Origin of the sequence: Sphaerisporangium sp. NPDC005288 (genome assembly GCF_040607475.1) — a bacterium.
In the GTDB taxonomy this organism is placed as follows: Bacteria; Actinomycetota; Actinomycetes; order Streptosporangiales; family Streptosporangiaceae; genus Sphaerisporangium; species Sphaerisporangium rhizosphaerae.
On sequence record NZ_JBEXGT010000018.1, the window covers coordinates 19,419 to 39,600 of the forward strand.

General features: G+C 71.3%; 17 protein-coding genes. 2 read left to right on the plus strand and 15 right to left on the minus strand.

Going from position 1 to position 20,182, the window contains the following annotated elements:
- Window positions 1-61 precede the first annotated feature (61 nt).
- From aspS to ABZU32_RS18445, 3 genes are read right to left on the minus strand one after another with little or no spacing between them, the layout of a single operon-like run.
- Complete coding sequence (gene aspS, locus ABZU32_RS18435; RefSeq protein WP_354923670.1) at window positions 62-1,840, minus strand: aspartate--tRNA ligase; 1,779 nt, start codon at window positions 1,838-1,840, stop codon at window positions 62-64.
- Window positions 1,837-3,096, minus strand: a complete 1,260-nt coding sequence (hisS, locus tag ABZU32_RS18440) for a histidine--tRNA ligase (RefSeq protein ID WP_354923672.1) — start codon at window positions 3,094-3,096, stop codon at window positions 1,837-1,839. The genes aspS and hisS overlap by 4 nt, the downstream gene beginning before the upstream one ends.
- Window positions 3,097-3,780 (minus strand): MBL fold metallo-hydrolase, encoded by a 684-nt coding sequence (locus tag ABZU32_RS18445; protein ID WP_354847861.1) that lies wholly within the window; start codon window positions 3,778-3,780, stop codon window positions 3,097-3,099. It lies immediately after the preceding gene.
- A 192-nt stretch (window positions 3,781-3,972) separates the two neighbouring features.
- Here ABZU32_RS18445 and ABZU32_RS18450 point away from each other — a divergent pair, with 192 nt between their 5' ends.
- Together ABZU32_RS18450 and ABZU32_RS18455 are read left to right on the plus strand one after the other, a co-directional pair.
- Window positions 3,973-4,845 (plus strand): peptidylprolyl isomerase, encoded by an 873-nt coding sequence (locus tag ABZU32_RS18450; protein WP_354923673.1) that lies wholly within the window; start codon window positions 3,973-3,975, stop codon window positions 4,843-4,845.
- A 59-nt stretch (window positions 4,846-4,904) separates the two neighbouring features.
- Window positions 4,905-6,134 (plus strand): DUF349 domain-containing protein, encoded by a 1,230-nt coding sequence (locus ABZU32_RS18455; RefSeq protein WP_354847855.1) that lies wholly within the window; start codon window positions 4,905-4,907, stop codon window positions 6,132-6,134.
- 294 nt (window positions 6,135-6,428) lie between these two features.
- Here ABZU32_RS18455 and ABZU32_RS18460 read toward each other — a convergent pair whose 3' ends face one another.
- The 12 genes from ABZU32_RS18460 to ABZU32_RS18515 form a co-directional block, all read right to left on the minus strand.
- A complete protein-coding gene (locus tag ABZU32_RS18460; RefSeq protein WP_354847852.1) occupies window positions 6,429-8,615 on the minus strand; it encodes a bifunctional (p)ppGpp synthetase/guanosine-3',5'-bis(diphosphate) 3'-pyrophosphohydrolase in 2,187 nt (728 codons plus the stop codon).
- A 236-nt stretch (window positions 8,616-8,851) separates the two neighbouring features.
- Complete coding sequence (locus ABZU32_RS18465; protein WP_354847849.1) at window positions 8,852-9,370, minus strand: adenine phosphoribosyltransferase; 519 nt, start codon at window positions 9,368-9,370, stop codon at window positions 8,852-8,854.
- A gap of 123 nt (window positions 9,371-9,493) precedes the next feature.
- Window positions 9,494-10,576, minus strand: a complete 1,083-nt coding sequence (secF, locus tag ABZU32_RS18470; RefSeq protein WP_354923674.1) for a protein translocase subunit SecF — start codon at window positions 10,574-10,576, stop codon at window positions 9,494-9,496.
- Window positions 10,576-12,324 carry a protein translocase subunit SecD gene (secD, locus tag ABZU32_RS18475; RefSeq protein WP_354923676.1) on the minus strand — a complete coding sequence of 583 codons (1,749 nt, stop codon included), beginning with the start codon at window positions 12,322-12,324 and terminating at the stop codon, window positions 10,576-10,578. Before secD ends, secF begins: the two co-directional genes overlap by 1 nt.
- 81 nt (window positions 12,325-12,405) lie before the next feature.
- Window positions 12,406-12,759 carry a preprotein translocase subunit YajC gene (yajC, locus tag ABZU32_RS18480; RefSeq protein WP_354923678.1) on the minus strand — a complete coding sequence of 118 codons (354 nt, stop codon included), beginning with the start codon at window positions 12,757-12,759 and terminating at the stop codon, window positions 12,406-12,408.
- Between the two features lie 439 nt (window positions 12,760-13,198).
- The gene (ruvB, locus tag ABZU32_RS18485) at window positions 13,199-14,257 is read right to left on the minus strand and encodes a Holliday junction branch migration DNA helicase RuvB (protein WP_354923680.1); all 1,059 of its coding nucleotides are present in this window, start codon (window positions 14,255-14,257) and stop codon (window positions 13,199-13,201) included.
- A 163-nt stretch (window positions 14,258-14,420) separates the two neighbouring features.
- Window positions 14,421-15,041 carry a Holliday junction branch migration protein RuvA gene (gene ruvA, locus ABZU32_RS18490; RefSeq protein ID WP_354847832.1) on the minus strand — a complete coding sequence of 207 codons (621 nt, stop codon included), beginning with the start codon at window positions 15,039-15,041 and terminating at the stop codon, window positions 14,421-14,423.
- A complete protein-coding gene (gene ruvC, locus ABZU32_RS18495; protein WP_354923820.1) occupies window positions 15,038-15,643 on the minus strand; it encodes a crossover junction endodeoxyribonuclease RuvC in 606 nt (201 codons plus the stop codon). Before ruvC ends, ruvA begins: the two co-directional genes overlap by 4 nt.
- 142 nt (window positions 15,644-15,785) lie before the next feature.
- Entirely contained in the window at window positions 15,786-16,949 is a 1,164-nt protein-coding gene (locus tag ABZU32_RS18500; RefSeq protein ID WP_354923682.1) for a GNAT family N-acetyltransferase, read from the minus strand.
- A 77-nt stretch (window positions 16,950-17,026) separates the two neighbouring features.
- Window positions 17,027-17,776, minus strand: a complete 750-nt coding sequence (locus ABZU32_RS18505; RefSeq protein WP_354847827.1) for a YebC/PmpR family DNA-binding transcriptional regulator — start codon at window positions 17,774-17,776, stop codon at window positions 17,027-17,029.
- A gap of 3 nt (window positions 17,777-17,779) precedes the next feature.
- On the minus strand, window positions 17,780-18,370 hold the full coding sequence (gene pdxT, locus ABZU32_RS18510; RefSeq protein WP_354923684.1) for a pyridoxal 5'-phosphate synthase glutaminase subunit PdxT: 591 nt from the start codon (window positions 18,368-18,370) through the stop codon (window positions 17,780-17,782).
- Between the two features lie 133 nt (window positions 18,371-18,503).
- A complete protein-coding gene (locus tag ABZU32_RS18515; RefSeq protein ID WP_354923686.1) occupies window positions 18,504-20,012 on the minus strand; it encodes an alkaline phosphatase D family protein in 1,509 nt (502 codons plus the stop codon).
- Window positions 20,013-20,182: the final 170 nt, after the last annotated feature.

A 20,182-nucleotide genomic window follows, 5' to 3' on the forward strand; every position in this document is an offset into this window, starting at 1 on the left:
ACGCGCGCCGGGGCTCTCTTGCGTCTCAGCGGACCGGCGTCTCAGCGGACCGCGGCGGCGGTCACCCGGTGGCCTTGCGCGCCTCCGTGGCGGCCCCAGGGGCCCGTCCGGCGTCCACCCCGGCCTCCTTGCGCTGCTCGGGGGTGATGGGCGTCGGAGCGGCCGTCAGCGGGTCGAAGCCGGAGGCGGTCTTCGGGAAGGCGATGACGTCGCGGATGGAGTCGCCGCCCGCCAGCAGCATGCAGATGCGGTCCCAGCCGTAGGCGATGCCGCCGTGCGGCGGCGGGCCGTACTTGAACGCCTCCAGCAGGAAGCCGAACTTGCTCTCGGCCTCCTCCTTGGAGATGCCGAGCACCTCGAAGACCCGCTGCTGCATCTCGGCCCGGTGGATACGGATCGAACCGCCGCCGATCTCCATGCCGTTGCACACCATGTCGTAGGCGTAGGCCAGAGCCTCGCCGGGACGCTCGTGGAAGGTGTCGGCGAACTCGGGCTTGGGGCCGGTGAACGGGTGGTGCACGGCCGTCCAGCCGGTCTGGCGGCCCACCTCGTCCACCACCGGCTCGAACATCGGCGCGTCGACGACCCACAGGAAGCTCCACAGCGACTCGTCGATCAGGCCGCAACGCCGGCCGATCTCCAGGCGGGCGGCGCCCAGCAGGTCGCGCGAGGGGCTGCGCGGGCCGGCGGCGAAGAACACCGCGTCGCCCTCCGAGGCGCCGACGGCCTCGGCCAGCCCGGCGCGCTCGCCGTCGGAGAGGTTCTTGGCGACCGGGCCGCCGAGCTCGCCGCCGGCCTGCACCAGCACGTACGCGAGGCCCCTGGCGCCGCGGGCCTTGGCCCAGTCCTGCCAGGCGTCCAGCTCCTTGCGGGTCTGGGAGGCGCCGCCGGGCATGACGACCGCACCGACGTAGGGCGCCTGGAAGACCCGGAAGGTGGTGTCGGCGAAGTAGCCGGTCATGTCGACCAGCTCGCAGCCGAACCGCAGGTCGGGCTTGTCGGAGCCGTAGCGGGCCATGGCGTCGGCGTAGGTCATGCGGGGAAGCGGGGTGGGCAGCTCGTAGCCCACCGTCTCCTTCCAGATGCGCCCGATCAGCGCCTCACCCAGGGCGATGACGTCGTCCTGGTCCACGAAGGACATCTCGACGTCGATCTGGGTGAACTCCGGCTGGCGGTCGGCGCGCAGGTCCTCGTCGCGGAAGCAGCGAGCGAGCTGGTAGTAGCGCTCCAGGCCGCCCACCATGAGCAGCTGCTTGAACAGCTGGGGCGACTGCGGCAGCGCGTACCAGTTGCCCGGCTGCAGCCGCACCGGCACCAGGAAGTCGCGGGCGCCTTCGGGGGTGGACCGCGTGAGGTCGGGGGTCTCGACGTACAGGAAGCCGTGCTCGCGCATGACCTCGTGGGCCAGGTAGGTGGCGGTGGAGCGGATGCGCAGGGCGTTGCCGACCTGCTGGCGGCGCATGTCCAGATAGCGGTACTTCAGCCGCGCCTCCTCGGAGACGCCGGTGCCGCCCTCGATCGGGAACGGCAGCGGCGCGGACTCGCTGAGCACCTCGACCTCCGAGGCCACGACCTCGATCTCGCCGGTGGGCAGGTCGGGGTTCTCGTTGCCCTCGGGCCGGGCGCGGACCTCTCCGACGATCCTGACGCAGTACTCCGAGCGGAGGTCGTGCGCGTGGTCCTCCTCGCGGAAGACCACCTGCGCCGAACCGGACGCGTCGCGCAGGTCGATGAAGACGACGCCGCCATGGTCGCGGCGGCGCGCCACCCAGCCGGCCAGCGTGACCTGCCGTCCGGCGTGTTCTCTGCGCAGCGATCCGGCGGTGTGCGTGCGGATCATTTGGTCAGTTTCTCCTTCAGAGTCGAGACGATCTCGGCGAGTGGCACGGCGGTCTGTTCGCCGCTCGCCAGGTCCTTCACCTGCGCGGACCCGGCGGCGATGTCGCGCTCGCCGAGGATCACCGCGTACGTGGCCCCGGAGCGGTCGGCGCCCTTCATCGCGCCTTTGAGCCCCTTGCCGTCGAAGGCCATGTCGGCGGACACGCCGGCGGCGCGAAGCGCGTTGACGAGGGTGAACATCCGCCGCGCGGCCTCCTCGCCGAGCGGCACGCCGTACACCGCGACGCGGGCGGGCGCCCGCTGGGCCAGGCCCTCGGCCTCGACGGCCATGATGATGCGGTCGACGCCCACGGCGAAGCCGATGCCCGGCAGCGCCGGCCCGCCGATGTCCTCCGACAGCCCGTCGTAGCGGCCGCCGCCGCCGATGCCCGACTGGGCGCCGAGCAGCGGGTGGTCGAACTCGTAGGTCGTGCGGGTGTAGTAGTCGAGGCCGCGCACCAGCCGGGGGGTGTCCTCCCAGGGGACCCCGAGGTCCTCCAGCAGGGAGCGCACGCGGTCGTGGTGGGCCTTGCAGGACGCGCACAGGTGGTCGGTGATCAGCGGCGCGTTCTCGACCTGCGCCCGCACCTCGGGGCGCTTGTCGTCCAGCACCCGCAGCGGGTTGACCTCGATGCGGGCCCGGGTGGCCTCGTCCAGGTCGAGCCCGCGCAGGAAGTCCTGCAGGGCGGCGCGGTAGGCCGGGCGGCACTGCTTGCAGCCCAGAGTGTTGAGCAGCAGCCGCACCCGCCTCAGGCCGAGGGCCTGGTAGCCGGCCCAGGCCAGGGCGATGGTCTCGGCGTCGACCGCGGGGTCCTCGGTGCCGATGGCCTCGACGTCGAACTGCTGGAGCTGGCGGTAGCGGCCCGCCTGCGGGCGCTCGTAGCGGAAGGCCGGGCCGGTGGTCCACAGCTTGACCGGGAGCTGGCCGGTGTGCAGGCCGTGCTCCAGCGTGGAGCGCATCACCCCGGCGGTGAACTCCGGCCGCAGCGTCACCGACCGGCCGCCCCGGTCGGCGAAGGTGTACATCTCTTTGGTCACGACGTCGGTCGACTCGCCGACGCCGCGGGCGAACAGCTCGGTGTCCTCGAAGACCGGCACCTCGATGTAGGAGTAGCCGGCGTTCTCGGCCGCCGTGGAGAAGGCGTCGCGGACCGCGAGGAAGATCGCGGAACGCGGCGGCAGATATTCTGGTACGCCCTTGGGCGCCTGAAAGCTCATCTACAGTCCCCTGGTTGGGCCCGCGAACGGCGCCGCCTCGGCGAGGTACGGGTTCGTCGCGCGTTCGCGGCCGATCGTCGTCTGTGGTCCGTGACCGGGCAGCACCGTCGTGTCGTCCGGAAGCGTCAGGCAGACGCTCCCCAGACTGCGCAAGATGGTCGGGTAGTCACCGCCCGGGAGGTCGCTGCGCCCGATGGAGCCGGCGAACAGCAGGTCCCCGGAGAACATCACACGCTCTCCTGGAAGCCTGAATGTCACCGACCCCCTGGTATGCCCGGGCGCGTGGTCGACGGTGATGGCCATGCCGGCGATGTCGAGCACCGCGCCGTCCGACAGCTCGCGCACGTCGTCCGGCTCGGTGAAGCTCAGCCCGCCGAAGAGCTGCTGACGGGTCATGAGCGACAGGCCCTTGCCAGGGTCGCTCAGCAGATCACGATCTTCGGGGTGGATCCAGGCGGGCACGTCCCTCGCTCCGCAGACCGGCGCGACCGACCACATGTGGTCGATGTGACCGTGCGTCAAAAGCACGGCGACCGGCTTGAGCCGGTGCTCGCGCAGCATGTCGTCCAGGCCCCGGACGGCGTCCTGACCTGGGTCGACGATCACGCACTCCTCGCCGGCGGCGGGCGCGACCACGTAGCAGTTGGCCTGCAGGGAGCCTGCGGGAAAGCCGTCGATGAGCACGGAAGCGGTCCTCGGTGTGATCGATCTCGTCAAGGAAAGCGGATGGGAATGTAACCGAAGGGTACCGGTGCGGGTCGCCGGGCTGCGAACCATGACCCGTGGGCCGATACGATTCGCCCACTCCATAAAGGTGGCGGTCGTCCAGTGAGGCGACCAAACACGACCAACTCGGACAGTCGGGAGGGCACAGCGGTGGCGACCGGCAAGGACCGTCAAAAGCAGCTGGCACGAGAGCATTACGAACGGCAGATACGCCGGCGCGCCGAGCGGCAGGCCCAGCAGAAGAAGGTGGCGGTCGTCGCCACCACCGTGGGTGTCCTGGTGGTGGTCGGCGGCATCTTCACGGCCGTGGCGGTGGTCGGGGGCGGCGACTCCAAGACCCAGGCCGCGGCGGCGACGCCCTCGGCCCCCGCCTCCGCCTCCGCCGCCCCCTCGGCGGCGGCGGGACCCAAGCCGTACGACGCGGCCACCGGCACCTGTGACTACGTCGCCGACGCCAACGGCGGCCCGGCGAAGAACGTCGGCATGCCGCCCGCCAAGCCGGACAAGAACGCCAAGACGATGACCCTGGAGACCAACCACGGCGACATCGTGGTGGCCCTGGACACCGCCAAGGCGCCCTGCACGGTCAACTCCATGGCGTTCCTGGCCAAGAAGAAGTTCTTCGACGGCTCCAAGTGCCACCGCCTGGGCCCGGCCAACTTCCCGATGCTGCAGTGCGGCGACCCGCTGGCCAAGGCGGACGGCAAGAACCAGACCGACGGCCAGGGCGGGCCGGGCTACCGGCTGGCCGAGGAGAACCTCTCGGGCGCCAAGTACACCCGCGGCGTGGTCGCCATGGCCAAGAGCCAGGCGCCCGGCACCACGGGCAGCCAGTTCTTCATCATCTTCGGCGACCTGCAGCTCCCCGCGGAGTACACACCATTCGGTACCGTCACAAAGGGGATCGAAATCCTCGACGATGTCAGCAAGAAGGGCGTCCTGCCCGGAGGCATGGGCGACGGCTCCGGGGCTCCGAAGGACCCGGTCGACATCAAACACGTGACAATCTCTGGCAAGAGCTGACGTAATACAACCAAGGACGCGTGGCGTCCTGGAGGCTGATTCGAGTGCGGGAGGACACGGTGAGCACCGACCCGTGGGGCCGGGTAGACGACGACGGCACCGTCTACGTTCGTACGGCTGAGGGAGAACGGGCCGTCGGGTCCTGGCAGGCCGGTGAACCGGAAGAGGCCCTGGCCTACTTCCATCGCAAGTACGACGAGCTGGCGACCCAGGTTGAACTGCTGGAACAGCGGCTTCGCGGCACCGACCTGCCACCCGCCCAGGCGGAGGCGACGATCGTCAAGCTGCGCGAGTCGATCACCGAGGCGCACGCGGTCGGCGACCTCGGCGCGCTGGAGGACCGCCTGGCGGCGCTCAGCGAGCTGGTCGGCAAGCGCCGCGAGGAGGTCAAGGCCGCCCGCGACCAGGCGCGCGCCCAGTCGCGGGAGATCAAGGAACGCATCGTCGCCGAGGCCGAGCGCATCGCCGAGGACACCACCCACTGGAAGTCCGGCGGCGAGCGGCTGCGCCAGCTGGTCGAGGAGTGGAAGACCGCCGAGCGCATCGACCGCGTGACCGAGGCGGCCCTGTGGAAGCGGCTGTCGGCCGCCCGCACGGCGTTCGCCAAGCGGCGCAAGTCCTACTTCGCCGGGCTCGACGAGCAGCGCGAGTCGGTGCGCAGCATCAAGGAGCGCATCGTCGCCGAGGCCGAGCAGCTCGCCACCTCCACCGACTGGGGTGACACCGCCTCGGCCTACCGCGAGCTCATGCGGCAGTGGAAGAACGCCGGGCGGGCATCGCGCGAGGCCGAGGACGAGCTGTGGGGCCGCTTCAAGGGGGCCCAGGACCAGTTCTTCCAGGCCCGTTCCGCGGTGTTCGCCGAGCGCGACGCCTCCCTGCGGGAGAACGCCGAGGCCAAGGAGCGCATCCTGGCCGACGCCGAGCGGATCCTGCCGGTGACCGACGCCCGGTCCGCGCGCGCCGCGCTGCGCGGCGTGCTGGAGCGCTGGGAGGCCGTCGGGCCGGTGCCCCGGGAGTCCAGGGACAAGCTCGAAGGCGGGCTGCGCCGCATCGACGAGGCCGTCCGCAAGGCCGAGGAGACCGAGTGGAAGCGGTCCAACCCCGAGGCCCGCGCCCGGGCACAGAACACCGTCGACCAGCTCCGCAAGTCCATCGAGCAGCTCGAGGGGCGCCTGGCCAAGGCGAGCGCCGCGGGTAAGGACAAGGACGTCAAGGAGGCCGAGGAGGCCATCGCCGCCCGCCGTTCCTGGCTGGAGGAGGCCGAGCGCACGCTGGCCGAGTTCTCCTGACCCTCGGCCCGGGAAGCCGTCCATCGGGGGGACGGTCCCGGGCGGACGGGACCGGCGGTCGCGCGGATGAGCGGCCTCCACGTCCTCCGCATCTTCGCACGGCTTCCACGGCCCCCAGGACGACATCGGGCGCGGTGCACGTGATCGCGGGCGGGTCACCCGGGCGGCCCCCAGCACGGCCCCGGGCGCGGCGCACGTGACTCGCGGGCGGGTCACCGCGGCGGCCCTCAGGACGACCGGGGGCGCGCGGGGACCGGCGGCCGTCCCCGCGGGCGGGCCACGCCGCCGGGACGGTCAGTTGGTGACGCGGTAGACGTCGTAGACGCCCTGGATGTTGCGCACGGCCTTCAGCACGTGGCCGAGGTGCTTGGGGTCGCCCATCTCGAAGGTGAACTTGCTGACCGCCGTGCGGTCACGGGAGGTCGTCACCGACGCCGACAGGATGTTGACGTGCTGGTCGGACAGCGTGCGGGTGACGTCCGACAGCAGGCGCGGCCGGTCCAGGGCCTCCACCTGGATCGCCACCAGGAACACCGAGTCGTCGCCGGGCGACCAGCTCACCTCGACCAGCCGGTCGGGCTCGGAGCGCAGCTGCTCGATGTTGGGGCAGTTGGTGCGGTGGACCGACACCCCGTGCCCCCGGGTCACGAAGCCCACGATCTCGTCGCCGGGCACCGGCGTGCAGCAGCGCGACAGCCGCACCCACACGTCGGAGTCGCCCGCCACGATCACTCCGGCGTTGGTGCCGGTGCGCGGGCGGCCGCGCATCTTGGTCGGGACGGCCGCCTCGGCGATGTCCTCCTCGGCGGCGTCCACTCCCCCGAGGGACTGGACGAGCTTCTCGACCACCGACTGAGCGCCTGTGTGGCCCTCTCCGACCGCCGCGTACAGCGCCGAGACATCGGGGTAGCGAAGGTCCCTGGCGAGCGCCAGGAGCGTCTCTCCGGACATCAGGCGCTGCAACGGGAGGCCCTGCTTGCGCATCGCCCGCCCGATGGCCTCCTTGCCCGCCTCGATCGCCGTCTCGCGGCGCTCCTTGGAGAACCACTGGCGGATCTTGTTGCGCGCCCGGCCGCTCTTGACGAACTTCAGCCAGTCGCGGGACGGGCCGGCGTCGGGCGACTTGGAGGTGAAGATCTCGACGGCGTCGCCGTTGCTCAGCCGCGACTCCAGCGGCACCAGGCGGCCGTTCACCCGGGCGCCGATGCACCGGTGGCCCACCTCGGTGTGCACGGCGTAGGCGAAGTCGACCGGCGTCGCCCCCTCGGGCAGCGCGATGACCTGGCCGCGGGGGGTGAAGACGAAGACCTCCGACACCGACAGGTCGAACCGCAGCGACTCCAGGAACTCGCCCGGGTCGGAGGTCTCCTTCTGCCAGTCGAGGAGCTGGCGCAGCCAGGCCATGTCGCCGGCCTGCTTCACCCGCGCCCCTGCCGCGCCGGCGGCGCCTATCTCCTCTTTGTACTTCCAGTGGGCGGCCACGCCGTACTCGGCGCGGTGGTGCATCGCGCGGGTGCGGATCTGCAGCTCGACCGGCTTGCCCTCGGGCCCGATGACCGTCGTGTGCAGCGACTGGTACATGTTGAACTTGGGCATCGCGATGTAGTCCTTGAACCGGCCGGGCACCGGGTTCCACCGAGCGTGGATCGTTCCTAGCGCCGCGTAGCAGTCGCGCACGGTGTCGACCAGCACGCGGATGCCCACCAGGTCGTAGATGTCGTCGAACGCGACCTCGCGCGCGATCATCTTCTGGTAGATCGAGTAGTAGTGCTTGGGCCTGCCCTTGACCGTCGCGCGGATCTTGGCCTCGCGCAGGTCGGCCGAGACCTTCTCGATGACCTCCTGCAGGAACAGGTCGCGGCGCGGCGCGCGCTCGGACACCATGCGGGCGATCTCGTCGTACCGCTTGGGGTAGAGCATGCCGAAGGCGAGATCCTCCAGCTCCCACTTGATGGTGTTCATGCCGAGACGGTGGGCCAGCGGCGCGAAGATCTCGAGCGTCTCGCGGGCCTTCTGCTCCTGCTTGTGGCGGGGCAGGTAGCGCAGGGTGCGCATGTTGTGCAGGCGGTCGGCGAGCTTGATGACCAGCACCCGGATGTCGCGGGACATCGCCACGACCATCTTGCGCACGGTCTCGGCCTGCGCGGCGTCGCCGAACTTGACCTTGTCGAGCTTGGTGACCCCGTCGACCAGCAGCGCGATGCTCTCGCCGAAGTCGGCGCTCAGCTCGTCCAGCCCGTAGGCGGTGTCCTCCACGGTGTCGTGGAGCAGCGCCGCGCACAGGGTCTCGTCGTCGGTGCCGAGTTCGGCGAGGATCGTCGCCACCGCCAGCGGGTGGGTGATGTAAGGATCGCCGCTCTTGCGCTTCTGATCACGGTGGTGGTAGGCGGCGACGTCGTAGGCGCGCTCGATCACGCGCAGATCCGCCTTGGGATGCGTGGCGCGGACCGTCTTGAACAGCGGTTCCAGGACCGGATTCATCGCGCCACCCCATTGCCCCCCGAACCGGGAAAGCCTGCGGCGTGCGGCAGGCGCCGGCTTGTCGTCGGTGCCTGCGGACGTGGCTAAACCCGTATCGTCCGCGGGCGCGGAAACCGGCTCAGGCGTGTCGGTCACTTCGGGCAAGGCCACATCACGGGGCACTCAGACTCCTCACGTCGAGTCCAGATCCTCCAGTGTATCCACGCTGGAGAACGCCGACCTCGCGGAGGAGCCGATCAGACCACCACCAGGGCGCGCAGGTCGACGTCGGGAAGACGGTCGCGCCCCTTGAGGAAGGCGAGTTCCATCAGCACGGACACGCCGACGACCTGCGCGCCGGCCCGGCTGACCAGCTCCACCGCGGCCCGGGCGGTGCCGCCCGTGGCCAGCACGTCATCGACGATGAGCACGCGCTCGCCCGGGGAGAAGGCGTCGCGGTGCACCTCGATGACGGCGGAGCCGTACTCCAGATCGTAGGACGCTTCCAGCGCCTCGGCAGGGAGTTTGCCCTTTTTTCGGACCGGCACAAACCCGGCTCCCGCGCGGTAGGCCACCGGGGCGGCCACGATGAAGCCGCGGGCCTCGATGCCGACGACCTTGTCCACCGCGAGGCCGTCGGCCAGCGCGTCGACCACCGAGGAGAAGGCCCCGTGGTCGCCGAGCAGCGGCGTGATGTCCTTGAACATCACCCCCGGCCGGGGGTAGTCGGGCACGTCCCTGATGCGGTCGAGGATCGTCGTGGTGAGGTCGCTCATAGGGGGTCCTTTCCGGCGGCGGTGAGTCGCCCGGCGATCCTAGGGGACCGCCCGGCGGCCAGCAGGCGAGCGCCCCCGTGGCGGCGAGCTCACGGGGGCGCTGAGGGACGTGCGGGTGCGGGGCTAGCGCTTCTTGCGCTTGCCCGTGGCCACCGACCCGTTCGCCGAGCCGGAGGTGGAGGTGGAGGCGGCGGCGGGTTCCTTGCCCTTGGCCTTGCCCGGGGACGCGGCGTCCTTGGAGGCGGCGACCCGGTTGGCGTGGACCCGCTTGGCGATCGCCAGGTACTTCGGCTCGCGCTCCTTGAGGTTGGCCAGCAGCGGCGTCGCCACGCACAGCGAGGAGTACGTACCGACGATCATGCCGACGAACAGGGCCAGCGACAGGTCCTTCAGCGTGCCCGCGCCGAACAGCGTGGTGCCGATGAACAGGATCGCGGCGACCGGCAGGATGGCCACCAGCGAGGTGTTCAGCGAGCGGATCAGCGTGTGGTTGAGCGCGTTGTTGGCGGCCTCGGTGTAGGTCATCTTGGCGGTCGTGCCGAGCTTGGCGGTGACCTCCTTGATCATGTCGAACACGACGACGGCGTCGTAGAGCGAGTAACCGAGGATGGTCAGGAAGCCCAGCATGGTCGCCGGAGTGACCTCGAAGCCCGACCAGGCGTAGATGCCGGCCGTGATGACCAGGTCGTGGATGAGCGCGACCACCGCGGCCAGCGCCATCTTCCACTCGAAGGCCAGCGTGAGGTACAGGATGATCGCGATCATGAACACGATCAGGCCGATGATGGCCTTGTTGAGGACCTCACCGCCCCAGGTGGCGCCGATGATCTGCTTGGAGATCTGGTTGTCGGGCACGCCGTACTTGGCGGAGATGGCGTCGGCGACCTTCGTCACGCCCTGTTCCGGCAGGCTCTGGGTGGTGACCCGCCAGCGCGTGCCGGCCTCCTGCACGATCACCTGGTGGCCGCCGACCGCCTCGACGGTGTCGCGGACGTCGGCGATGGAGGACGCGGCCGGCTTGTCGAAGCTGAAGACCGAACCGCCCCGGAACTCGATGCCCAGGTTGAGCCCCTGGATGACCAGCCCGAGGATGGAGATCAGCAGCAGGACCCCCGACAGCGTCGCCCAGAGCTTGTACCTGCCGACGAAGTCGACGTTGACCTCACCGCGGTACAGACGGCGCCCGAGCGCCCCGATGGCAGACATCAGCCCTCCTGCGGAACGGTCGTGCGAGCGGCCGGCGCCTCGCGGCTCATGCGCTCGGCGTCGAGGCCCGACAGCTTGTGCCCCTTGGCGAAGAACGGGAGCTTGGCCAGCAGGGCGACGAACGGCTTGGTGAACAGGAACACCACCGCGATGTCGATCAGGGTGGTCAGGCCCATCGCGAAGGCGAACCCGGCCACGCCGCCGACCGCGAGGAAGTACAGCACCACGGCGGCGATGAACATGACCGCGTCGGCGATCAGGATGGTGCGCCGGGCGCGGGCCCAGGCGACCTCGACGGCGACCCGCAGCGACCGCCTGCCCTCCTTCATCTCGTCTCGCATGCGTTCGAAGTAGACGATGAAGGAGTCGGCGGTGATGCCGATCGACACGATGAGGCCGATGATGTGCGGCAGCGAGAGCCGGAAGTTGGCGTTGTGGCCCAGGATGACCACCGTGCTGTAGGTCAGGATGGTCGCCACCACGAGGCTGGCCACCGCGACGAGGCCGAGGCCCCGGTAGTACAGCAGGCAGTAGAAGACCACGAGGACCAGGCCGATGGCGCCGGCGAGCAGGCCGCCCCTGAGCTGGTCGGCCCCGAGCGTGCCGGAGACCTCCTCGATCGAGCTCTGCTTGAACTTCAGCGGCAGCGCGCCGTACTTGAGCTGGTTGGCCAGGTCGGTGGCGGACTTCTGGGTGAAGCTGCCGGAGATGCGGGCCTGGCCGCCGGGAATGGGCTCCTCGATGACGGGAGCCGAGATGACCAGGCCGTCCAGCACCATGGCGAGCTGGTTGCGCGGCTGCGGCGCGCTGGTGATCTGACCGGTGGTCTTGGCGAACTCGCTGGCGCCCTTGCTCTTGAAGGTGACCTGGACGATCCACTCGCCGGTGGTGGAGTCGACGCCGGAGGTGGCGCCGGACACCTCGGTGCCCTTGACGGCGGCCTTCTCCAGGATGTACCTGGCGTCGCCGTCCTTGCTGCACGCCGCGAGCTGCTTGTCCGGGTTGTCCTGGACGCCCTGGCCTCGGTCCTTCTTGGTGCAGTCGATCTTCTTGAACTGCTCGGCCACGGCCGGGTCGACGCCGGTGAGGTCCACGCCCGCCATCGGGTCGTCGGAGGGCTGCGCGGTCGGCTGGCCCGAGGGCGCCGAGGCGCTCGGCGCCGGGGTGGCCTTGGCGCTCTTGTCGGCCTTGCCGGAACCCGAGGCCGAAGTGGACGGCGCCGGGGTCGGGGCGGTCAGCGCCGACGACAGGGCGCGGCCCGCGGGCGTCGCGCTCGTCGCGGGCTTCGCCGTGGCGGCGGGCTTGGCGGTCGATGACGGCTGGCCGCTCGCGCCCGGCTTCGGAGTGCCGGTGCCCGAGGGCGCGGGCGTCGCGGGCGCGGTCGGCAGCGGGCTCGGGGCGATGACCGCCGGGGCCACCGCGAGCACTTGACGGAAGCGGAGCTCGGCCGTGGTGCCCAAGCGCCCGACGACCTCCTTCTGCCCGGCGCCGGGAACCGAGATGACGATGTTGTCACCCGATTTGGCGACCTCGGCATCGGAGATGCCCGTACCGTTCACCCGGTCGCGGAGGATGTTGACGGCCAGGTCGAGGCTCTCCTGGGAGGGAGCCGCACCTGCCTCCGTGACCGGAGACAGCGTCACCGTGGTGCCGCCGGCGAGGTCGAGGCCGAACTTGGGCACGAAGGCCTTCTGCAGTGCCATCACCCCGCCCATGGCGAGGATGAGCACCAAGAGGGCCAGGAGCACGCGTCCCGGCCTGCTCTGGCTACTGGTCGATGGGGCCACTGGTGGTCGATTCTTTCGTCAAGGGGTTTGCGGTGAGCCTACTCAGGACTTCTTGTCGCTCGGACCTTCGTCTCCGCGGATCTCCGGTGCGTCGGCCGGCTTGACGTCGGTGACGGGTTCCGGCTCGACGATTCCATTGTCCACCGTCTCCTCCTCGACCGGGACGAGCACGCGGCCGATGGCCGCCTTCGTCCAGCGGGTCTCGACGCCGGGCGCGACCTCGAGGATCACGTCGTCGTCCTCGACGGCGATGACGGTGCCGAACAGGCCGGTCGTGGTCATCACACGGGTGCCCGGCGTCACACTGCTCTGCATCTGCGCCTGCTCCTGCGCCCGCTTACGCTGCGGGCGGATGAGCAGGAAATAGAACACCACGACCAGCAAGATCAGTGGCACGAACGATCCAAGGCCCTGCACGGGGCTTCCTTCCGGTTAAGAATTGACCGGCCTGGCGCCGGCGGTCTGGCGGCGATCGGCACGGCCACACACTGATCGCGTCAGCGTACACAGCCAGCCAAGCCACGGAGTTTAGGCGAGCTTGTCAAAGCCCGGCAACGAACCCACGCTCTTGCAGGCGGGAAAGTTCCCGTTGTCACCGATCTGTGACCGGCGGATACGACCGGCTTGAAACTTTCAGTGCCCGCGCCGCCCTGCTGCGACGGCATCCCCGAACAGCCCGAATGATCCGGCGTATCCCCCCAAACATGTGCACAGCTCGCAAGCAGCACCGCGACCTCTGTCAACCTCCCAGTCAGAACGCGCGCGGGCCGACACCTGCCACCGCCCCGCGCCGGGCGCCCGAGTCCGGCGTCCCCCCGGCTCGGCCCTGCCTCGTTCAGGAGGCACCGGGGTCCTCGAACAGGACCGGCTGGGCCGCCGCGCCGAAGGCGTCCGGCGGGGGGACCATGCCGAGGTGCGTCCAGGCCGAGGCGGTGGCCACCCGGCCGCGCGGCGTGCGCGCGATCAGGCCCTGGCGCACCAGGAACGGCTCGGCGACGACCTCGACCGTCTCGGGCTCCTCCCCCACCGCCACGGCCAGCGTCGACAGCCCCACCGGGCCGCCGCCGAACTTGCGCAGCAGCGCCCCGAGGACGGCGCGGTCGAGCCGGTCGAGCCCTTCGGCGTCCACCTCGTACAGGTTGAGCGCGGCCGAGGCGGTGTCCCTGGTGATCACGCCGTCGGCGCGGACCTCGGCGAAGTCGCGCACCCGCCGCAGCAGGCGGTTGGCGATGCGGGGCGTGCCCCTGGACCTGCGGGCGATCTCGTGCGCGCCCTCGTCGGGGAGCTCCAGCCCGAGCAGCCGTGCCGAACGGCGCAGCACCTGTTCGAGCTCGGCCACGTCGTAGAAGTCCATGTGGGCGACGAAGCCGAACCGGTCGCGCAGCGGAGCGGGCAGCAGCCCGGCGCGCGTCGTGGCCCCGACCAGGGTGAAGGGGGCGATCTCCAGCGGGATCGCCGTGGCCCCCGGACCCTTGCCGACGACGATGTCGACCCGGAAGTCCTCCATGGCGAGGTACAGCATCTCCTCGGCGGGGCGGGCCATGCGGTGGATCTCGTCGATGAACAGCACCTCGCCCTCGGACAAGGTGGACAGGATCGCCGCGAGGTCCCCCGCGCGCTCCAGGGCGGGGCCGGAGGTCAGCCGCAGGGGCATGCCCAGCTCGGCCGCGATGATCATGGCGAGGGTGGTCTTGCCGAGCCCCGGCGAACCGCTCATCAGGACGTGGTCGGGCGGCCGGCTTCGGCGCAGCGCGCTCTCGAGCACCAGCGACAGCTGCTCGCGCACCCGGCCCTGGCCGATGAACTCGCCGAGGCGCTTGGGGCGCAGCGCCGACTCGACGGCCTGCTCGTCGCCCTCGGCGTCGGGGGACACCAGGTCACGCTCAAGGCTCACCGCAGGGCCTCCGTCACATGAGTAGGGCTCACCGGCAGCGCCTCCGTCACAGGGTCACGGCTCACGCGGCGGGGCCCGCCCGCGAGATCGATGCTCGCCGCCACGGGCCGGGACGTCCAACCCCCGGCGGGCGCGCCGGCGCCGCCGATCGCCTGGACGGCGCTCATCGCACGCTCAGGGCCCGCAGGGCGGCCTTCAGCAGGGCGGCGACCGCGGGGGTGCGCCCGGCGGCCAGCTCGGCGTCGGCCTCGGGGGACACGATGGAGATCGCCTCGTCGGCGTCCTTGGCGGAGTAGCCCAGCCCGACCAGGCCGGCGTGCACCTGCTCGCGCCAGGCGGGCTTGCTCGCCTTGCCGTTCAGCGCCGCGGCGACGGCCGCGTCCGGGGTGCCGAGCTTGTCCTTCAGCTCCAGGATGATGCGCTGCGCCCCCTTCTGGCCGATGCCGGGGACCATGGTGAGCGCCTTGACGTCGGCCCCGGCCACCGCGACCCGCAGGGCGTTCGGCGCGTGGACGGCGAGCATGGCCAGGGCGAGACGCGGGCCGACCCCCGAGGCGGTCTGGAGCATCTCGAACACCACGCGCTCGTCGTCGGAGCCGAAGCCGTAAAGAGTGAGCGACTCTTCGCGGACCACCAGCGAGGTGGCCAGCCGGGCCTGCTCGCCCACCCTCAGCCCTGCCAGCGTGCCGGGAGTGCAGTGGACCAGGACGCCGACGCCGCCCACCTCGACCACCGCGGAGTCGGGGGCGAGCGCGGCGACGCGGCCGGACACCGAAGCGATCACTGGCCGGCTCCTTTCGCGGGAAGGCCGGAGGGCGGCGCCGCGGCGGGCCTGGCGCCGCGCGGGCCCGCCGACGGCGGGCGCGTGCCGGTGGATCTGGCCTTGGCGAGGGCGTCGGCGAGGCGGTTCTGGGCGCCGCCGCGCCAGATGTGGCAGATGGCCAGGGCCAGCGCGTCGGCGGCGTCGGCGGGCTTGGGCATGGCGTCGAGCCGCAGCAGCCGGGTGACCATGGTGCCGACCTGCGCCTTGTCGGCATTGCCGAACCCGGTGATGGCGGCCTTGACCTCGGAGGGGGTGTGCAGGGCGACCGGCAGCCCCCGGCGGGCGGCGCAGACGATCGCCACGGCGGAGGCCTGGGCCGTGCCCATGACCGTGCGCAGGTTGCTCTGGCTGAAGACCCGCTCGACCGCGACGGCGTCCGGCTTGATCTCGTCCAGCCAGCGTTCGATCTCGGCCTCGATGGCCACCAGGCGCTCGCCGATGCCATCGTCGGCCGGGGTGCGGGCGACGCCGACCTTGACCAGCGACAGCGGGGCGCCGGCCCGCCCCTCGACGGCGCCGAGACCGCATCGGGTCAGCCCGGGATCGACCCCCAGCACCCGCAGCTCAGGCAGCCGCACCCGCACGCCTCCAACCTCGCCGAACACCTGTTCGGAGGAACTGTACCGGCATCGGCGGCCCCGCGCACGCACCGGTCGCGCCGCCGTGTCCCAGCCCCGCACGGTGGCAGAGGCGCCGGGGCCGGGGTCAGAAGTAGTCGATCATGTAGGGCTTGGCGGCGAAGACGGCGCCGAGCCGGTCGTCGCCGGCCGGGGTGCCGCCGGTGAGCAGCCCGGCGCGGCGCAGGGTGCTGGTCTGGACGCCCGCGAACAGGGCCGACATGCCGCCGATGGTGAGGCGGGCCACCTCGTCCCCGGCGGGGCCCTCGGCGGGGGTGGCCGTGCCGGCTCCATCGCGGACGCGCAGCCGCCAGGCCCCGGAGTTGGACGGGCGCATGCGGTCCTCGACTCGGACGACGGTGTCGAGGCCGGTCCCGGCCGGGTAGCCGCGGGCGGCGACGGCGGCCGGCAGGTCGATGAGGCGGAGCATCCAGCGGGTCTGCTCGACCGAGTCGCGCGAGCGCTCGCGCAGCAGCCACAGCATCGGGTCGTCCGGCTCGACGCTGGCCCTCACCGTGGCGGCGACCGAGGAGGCCGTGCCGACCAGGGACCACAGCGCCCTGGCCGTCGCCTCCGAGCCGGCCACCAGGTTCTCCACCTCGATGTTCCCCTGGTGCCAGCGGTAGACGACGTAGCCGTCCTCGGCGAGGTAGGCGAAGTCGTCCTCATCGGCCAGCCACCGGCGGGCGGCGGACTCCTCCCACCCCAGCGGCCCGCAGGCGCGCGTGGAGGCGTAGACGCGTGCCATCGTGGCGAGCAGCTCGGGGGCGTCGCCGGGGCCCATCCTGCGCAGCTTCACGCCGTCGCGGGCTCCGAGGGCGCGCAGCGCCTCGGTGGGAACGGTGACGCGGCTGCGCGCGCCGGCGTGCTCGTAGCCGGCGCCGCGGTACACCGGGGTGGTGGCGGGGTACAGCGCCGAGATCGCGTGGCCGAGGTCGGCGCAGCGGTCGACGGTGGCCTGGATGAGCAGGCGTCCGACGCCGCGGCCGCGGTCCTCGGGGGCGACGGTGACGCTGGCGACCCCGCCCATCGAGACGGGCCGGCCGTGCCACCACTGGTCGAAGCGGATGATCCTGCTGGTGGCGACCAGGCGCGCGCCGTCGAAGACGCCGAGGTAACGGCCGTCGCCCAGGGCGGCGGTCGCCATGGCGCGCCACTGCTCGGCGCTGCCGGGCGGAATGGGGCCGAAGGCGCGTATGCGGTTGTCGAGCACGGCGCCGAGGTCGCCGACCGTCACGTCACGAATTTCCACAACCGCCCAACCTAGGGCCCCGCCCCGACCAGGTCGAACCGTTTTCCATCCCGGTCGGCGGCCCGGCCGGGCCGGCGTCAGTCGAGCTTGGCCAGCACGTCGTCGGAGACGTCGAAGTTGGCGTAGACGTTCTGGACGTCGTCGCTGTCCTCCAGGGCGTCGATGAGGCGGAAGACCTTGCGGGCCGAATCCTCGTCGAGGGGCACGCTCAGCGTCGGCATGAAACTGCTCTCGGCGGAGTCGTAGTCGATGCCGGCGTCCTGCAGGGCCTTGCGGACCGGGACCAGGTCGCCGGCCTCGGAGACGACCTCGAAGGAGTCGCCGAGGTCGTTGACCTCCTCGGCGCCGGCGTCCAGGACGGCGACCAGCACGTCGTCCTCGCTGAGGCCGCCCTTGGGCACGATGACGACGCCCTTGCGGTTGAACATGTAGGACACCGAGCCGGGGTCGGCCATGGAGCCGCCGTTGCGGGTCATGGCGACGCGGACTTCGGAGGCCGCGCGGTTGCGGTTGTCGGTGAGGCACTCGACCAGCACCGCGACACCGCCCGGCGCGTAGCCCTCGTACATGATCGTCTGGTACTCGGCGCCGCCCGCCTCCAGGCCGCCGCCGCGCTTGCGGGCGCGCTCGATGTTGTCGACGGGCACCGAGCTCTTGCGCGCCTTCTGGATGGCGTCGTACAGCGTCGGGTTGCCGTCCGGGTCAGGACCACCGGTACGGGCCGCCACCTCGACGTTCTTGATGAGCTTCGCGAAGAGCTTGCCGCGCTTGGCGTCGATCACGGCCTTCTTGTGCTTCGTCGTCGCCCATTTGGAGTGGCCGGACATCGGCTAGAGCTCCCTCACCATCTCGACAAAATACGAATGAACCCGCGTGTCCCCGGTCAGCTCGGGATGGAAGGACGTCGCGAGCAGAGGTCCCTGCCGGACCGCGACGATCCTATCCCCAGGCTCGGCCCGTCCCAGCACCTCGACATCCGCGCCGACGGACTCGACCCACGGAGCCCGGATGAAGACGGCGCGCAGCCGACCGCGTCCGGCGAAATCCAAGGATGCCTCAAAAGAGTCGACCTGGCGGCCGAAGGCGTTGCGACGCACGACCATGTCGATGCCGCCGAGGGTCTGCTGGCCCTCGACGCCACCTTCGATGCGGTCGGCCAGCATGATCATCCCGGCGCAGGAGCCATAGGTCGGCATGCCGGACTTGACGCGCATGCGCAGCGGTTCGAGCAGCTCGAACGCTTCGGCGAGCTTCCACATGGTCGTGGACTCGCCGCCCGGCAGGACCAGCGCGTCGACCGCCTCCAGCTCGGCCTGGCGGCGAACGGCCACGGCCCTGGCGCCGGAGGCCTCCAGGGCCCGGACGTGTTCACGCACGTCGCCCTGGAGGGCGAGCACGCCGATCGTCGGCGCAGAGGTCACCGGTCTTCCTCCCCGTTCGGTCCGTTGGTGGTGGCGCGGATGTCGTTCCCGACCGCCGAAGCGTACGGCCAAGCGGAACAACGTCCCAAACGGGCCCGGACTTCCCGGAGCGTGGCCGAGGCCGGCGGCCGGGTCAGGCCTGGCGGACCAGGCCGGGGATCCGGTCGGCGACGGTGAAGCCGGCTGCCACCAGGGCCGGGGCGCCGGGGGTGTTCACGTACTTGACGATCTTGAACTCGGCCCTGACCTCGGCGGGCTCCACCTTGAGCAGCAGGTAACCGCGGCGGCGCAGATGGAACCGCAGGTGGGGGTTGGTGTCCAGCAGGGCGTCTCTGGCGCGGTCGTGGTCGTGGCCGTTGCCGCCGCTGCTGACCGAGGTCACCGCCAGCTCGGTGCCGATCAGAGGCGAGTCCTCGTCGTCGTAGTCCAGGGCGAGGTCGCCGGCCCAGTGGGAGTGCACGTCACCGGTCAGCACGATGGCGTTGCGCGTGCCGGCCTCCAGCCAGCCGCGGGTGACCCTGGTGCGCGAGGCGGTGTAACCGTCCCAGGCGTCCTGCCGCACGACCCTCTCGGGGCCGGGGTACTTGGTCCGCTGGCCGAAGAAGACCTGCTGGCCGATGATGTCCCAGCGCGCCCTGGACTCGCGGAAGCCCTCCAGCAGCCATCGTTCCTGGGCTTTCCCGGTGATCGTGCGGCCGGGGTCGTCGGCCTTGGGGCAGTCGGCGAAGCCGGAGCCGCAGATCGGCCGGTCGCGGTACTGGCGGGTGTCGAGCAGGTGCAGGGTGGCCAGGCTTCCCCAGTGCAGGCGGCGGAACAGATGGATCGCCGCCCCCTTCGGGATCGACGCGCGGCGCAGCGGCATGTGCTCGTAGTAGGCGCGGAAGGCGGCCGCGCGCCGCGCGGCGGGCAACCGGCTCGTCCAGTTGTTGCGCACCTCGTGGTCGTCCATGATCGGCACCCAGGGCGCCGCCGCGTGGGCGGCCCGCAGGTCGGGGTCGGTCTTGTAGAGGGCGTGCCTGCGGCGGTAGTCGGCCAGGCTGGTCGCCTCGCCGCCCTCGTGGTCGCGCACGTTGCCGCCGGGGCACGGCGCCTGGCCCTTGCCGTGCTCGTAGATGTAGTCACCAAGGTGCAGCACCAAGTGCGGGCGCTCCTCGGCGACCCTGGTGTAGGCGGTGAAGTGCCCGTGCTGGTAGTTGGCGCAGGAGGTCACCGCGAGGGTGAGCGAGGCGGCGGGCGCGCCGGCGGGGGGCGCGGTCACCGCGCGGCCGGTCGGCGAGATGTAGGGGCCGGCCTTGAAGCGGTACCAGTAGTCACGGCCCGGCTCCAGCCCGCCGACCTCGGCGTGCACGGCGTGGGCCCATTCGCGCACGGCGTTCTCGCTGCCGCGCCGCACGACGCGGGCGCAGGCGGGGTCGGTGGCGACCTCCCAGTACACCGGCACCGGGGCCGCCGGCATGCCGCCGTACCCGTCCTCGGCGAGCGGGGCCGGCGCCAGGCGGGTCCACAGGACGAAGCCGTCGGGCGCGGGATCGCCGGAGGCGACGCCGAGCGTGAAGGGCTCGCCGTAGGGAGCGCTCAGGGGTGGCACCCCCGGCACTCCGGCTATGAGCCCCATCACGAGGAACGATCGCCTGTCGATCACATGACGATCATCAACTATGCCCAGCAAACGCCAGGTATAGCCACACCCAGGTCAGAGCGGATATTTCCGGACGATCAACGCGCCTCGGCCGCTCGGGGCGCCCGTCTCGGCCGACATGTCACGATTCCAGGCGACAAATCGCCATGTAAGTGACACGCCGTCCCGATGGC

Excerpts from the sequence above, each read along its gene's own strand:
- aspS (WP_354923670.1), bottom strand. The coding sequence starts at position 1,840 with ATGATCCGCACGCACACCGCCGGATCGCTGCGCAGAGAACACGCCGGA.
- hisS (WP_354923672.1), bottom strand. The coding sequence starts at position 3,096 with ATGAGCTTTCAGGCGCCCAAGGGCGTACCAGAATATCTGCCGCCGCGT.
- ABZU32_RS18460 (WP_354847852.1), bottom strand. The coding sequence starts at position 8,615 with ATGAATCCGGTCCTGGAACCGCTGTTCAAGACGGTCCGCGCCACGCAT.
- ABZU32_RS18465 (WP_354847849.1), bottom strand. The coding sequence starts at position 9,370 with ATGAGCGACCTCACCACGACGATCCTCGACCGCATCAGGGACGTGCCC.
- secF (WP_354923674.1), bottom strand. The coding sequence starts at position 10,576 with ATGTCTGCCATCGGGGCGCTCGGGCGCCGTCTGTACCGCGGTGAGGTC.
- ABZU32_RS18505 (WP_354847827.1), bottom strand. The coding sequence starts at position 17,776 with ATGTCCGGCCACTCCAAATGGGCGACGACGAAGCACAAGAAGGCCGTG.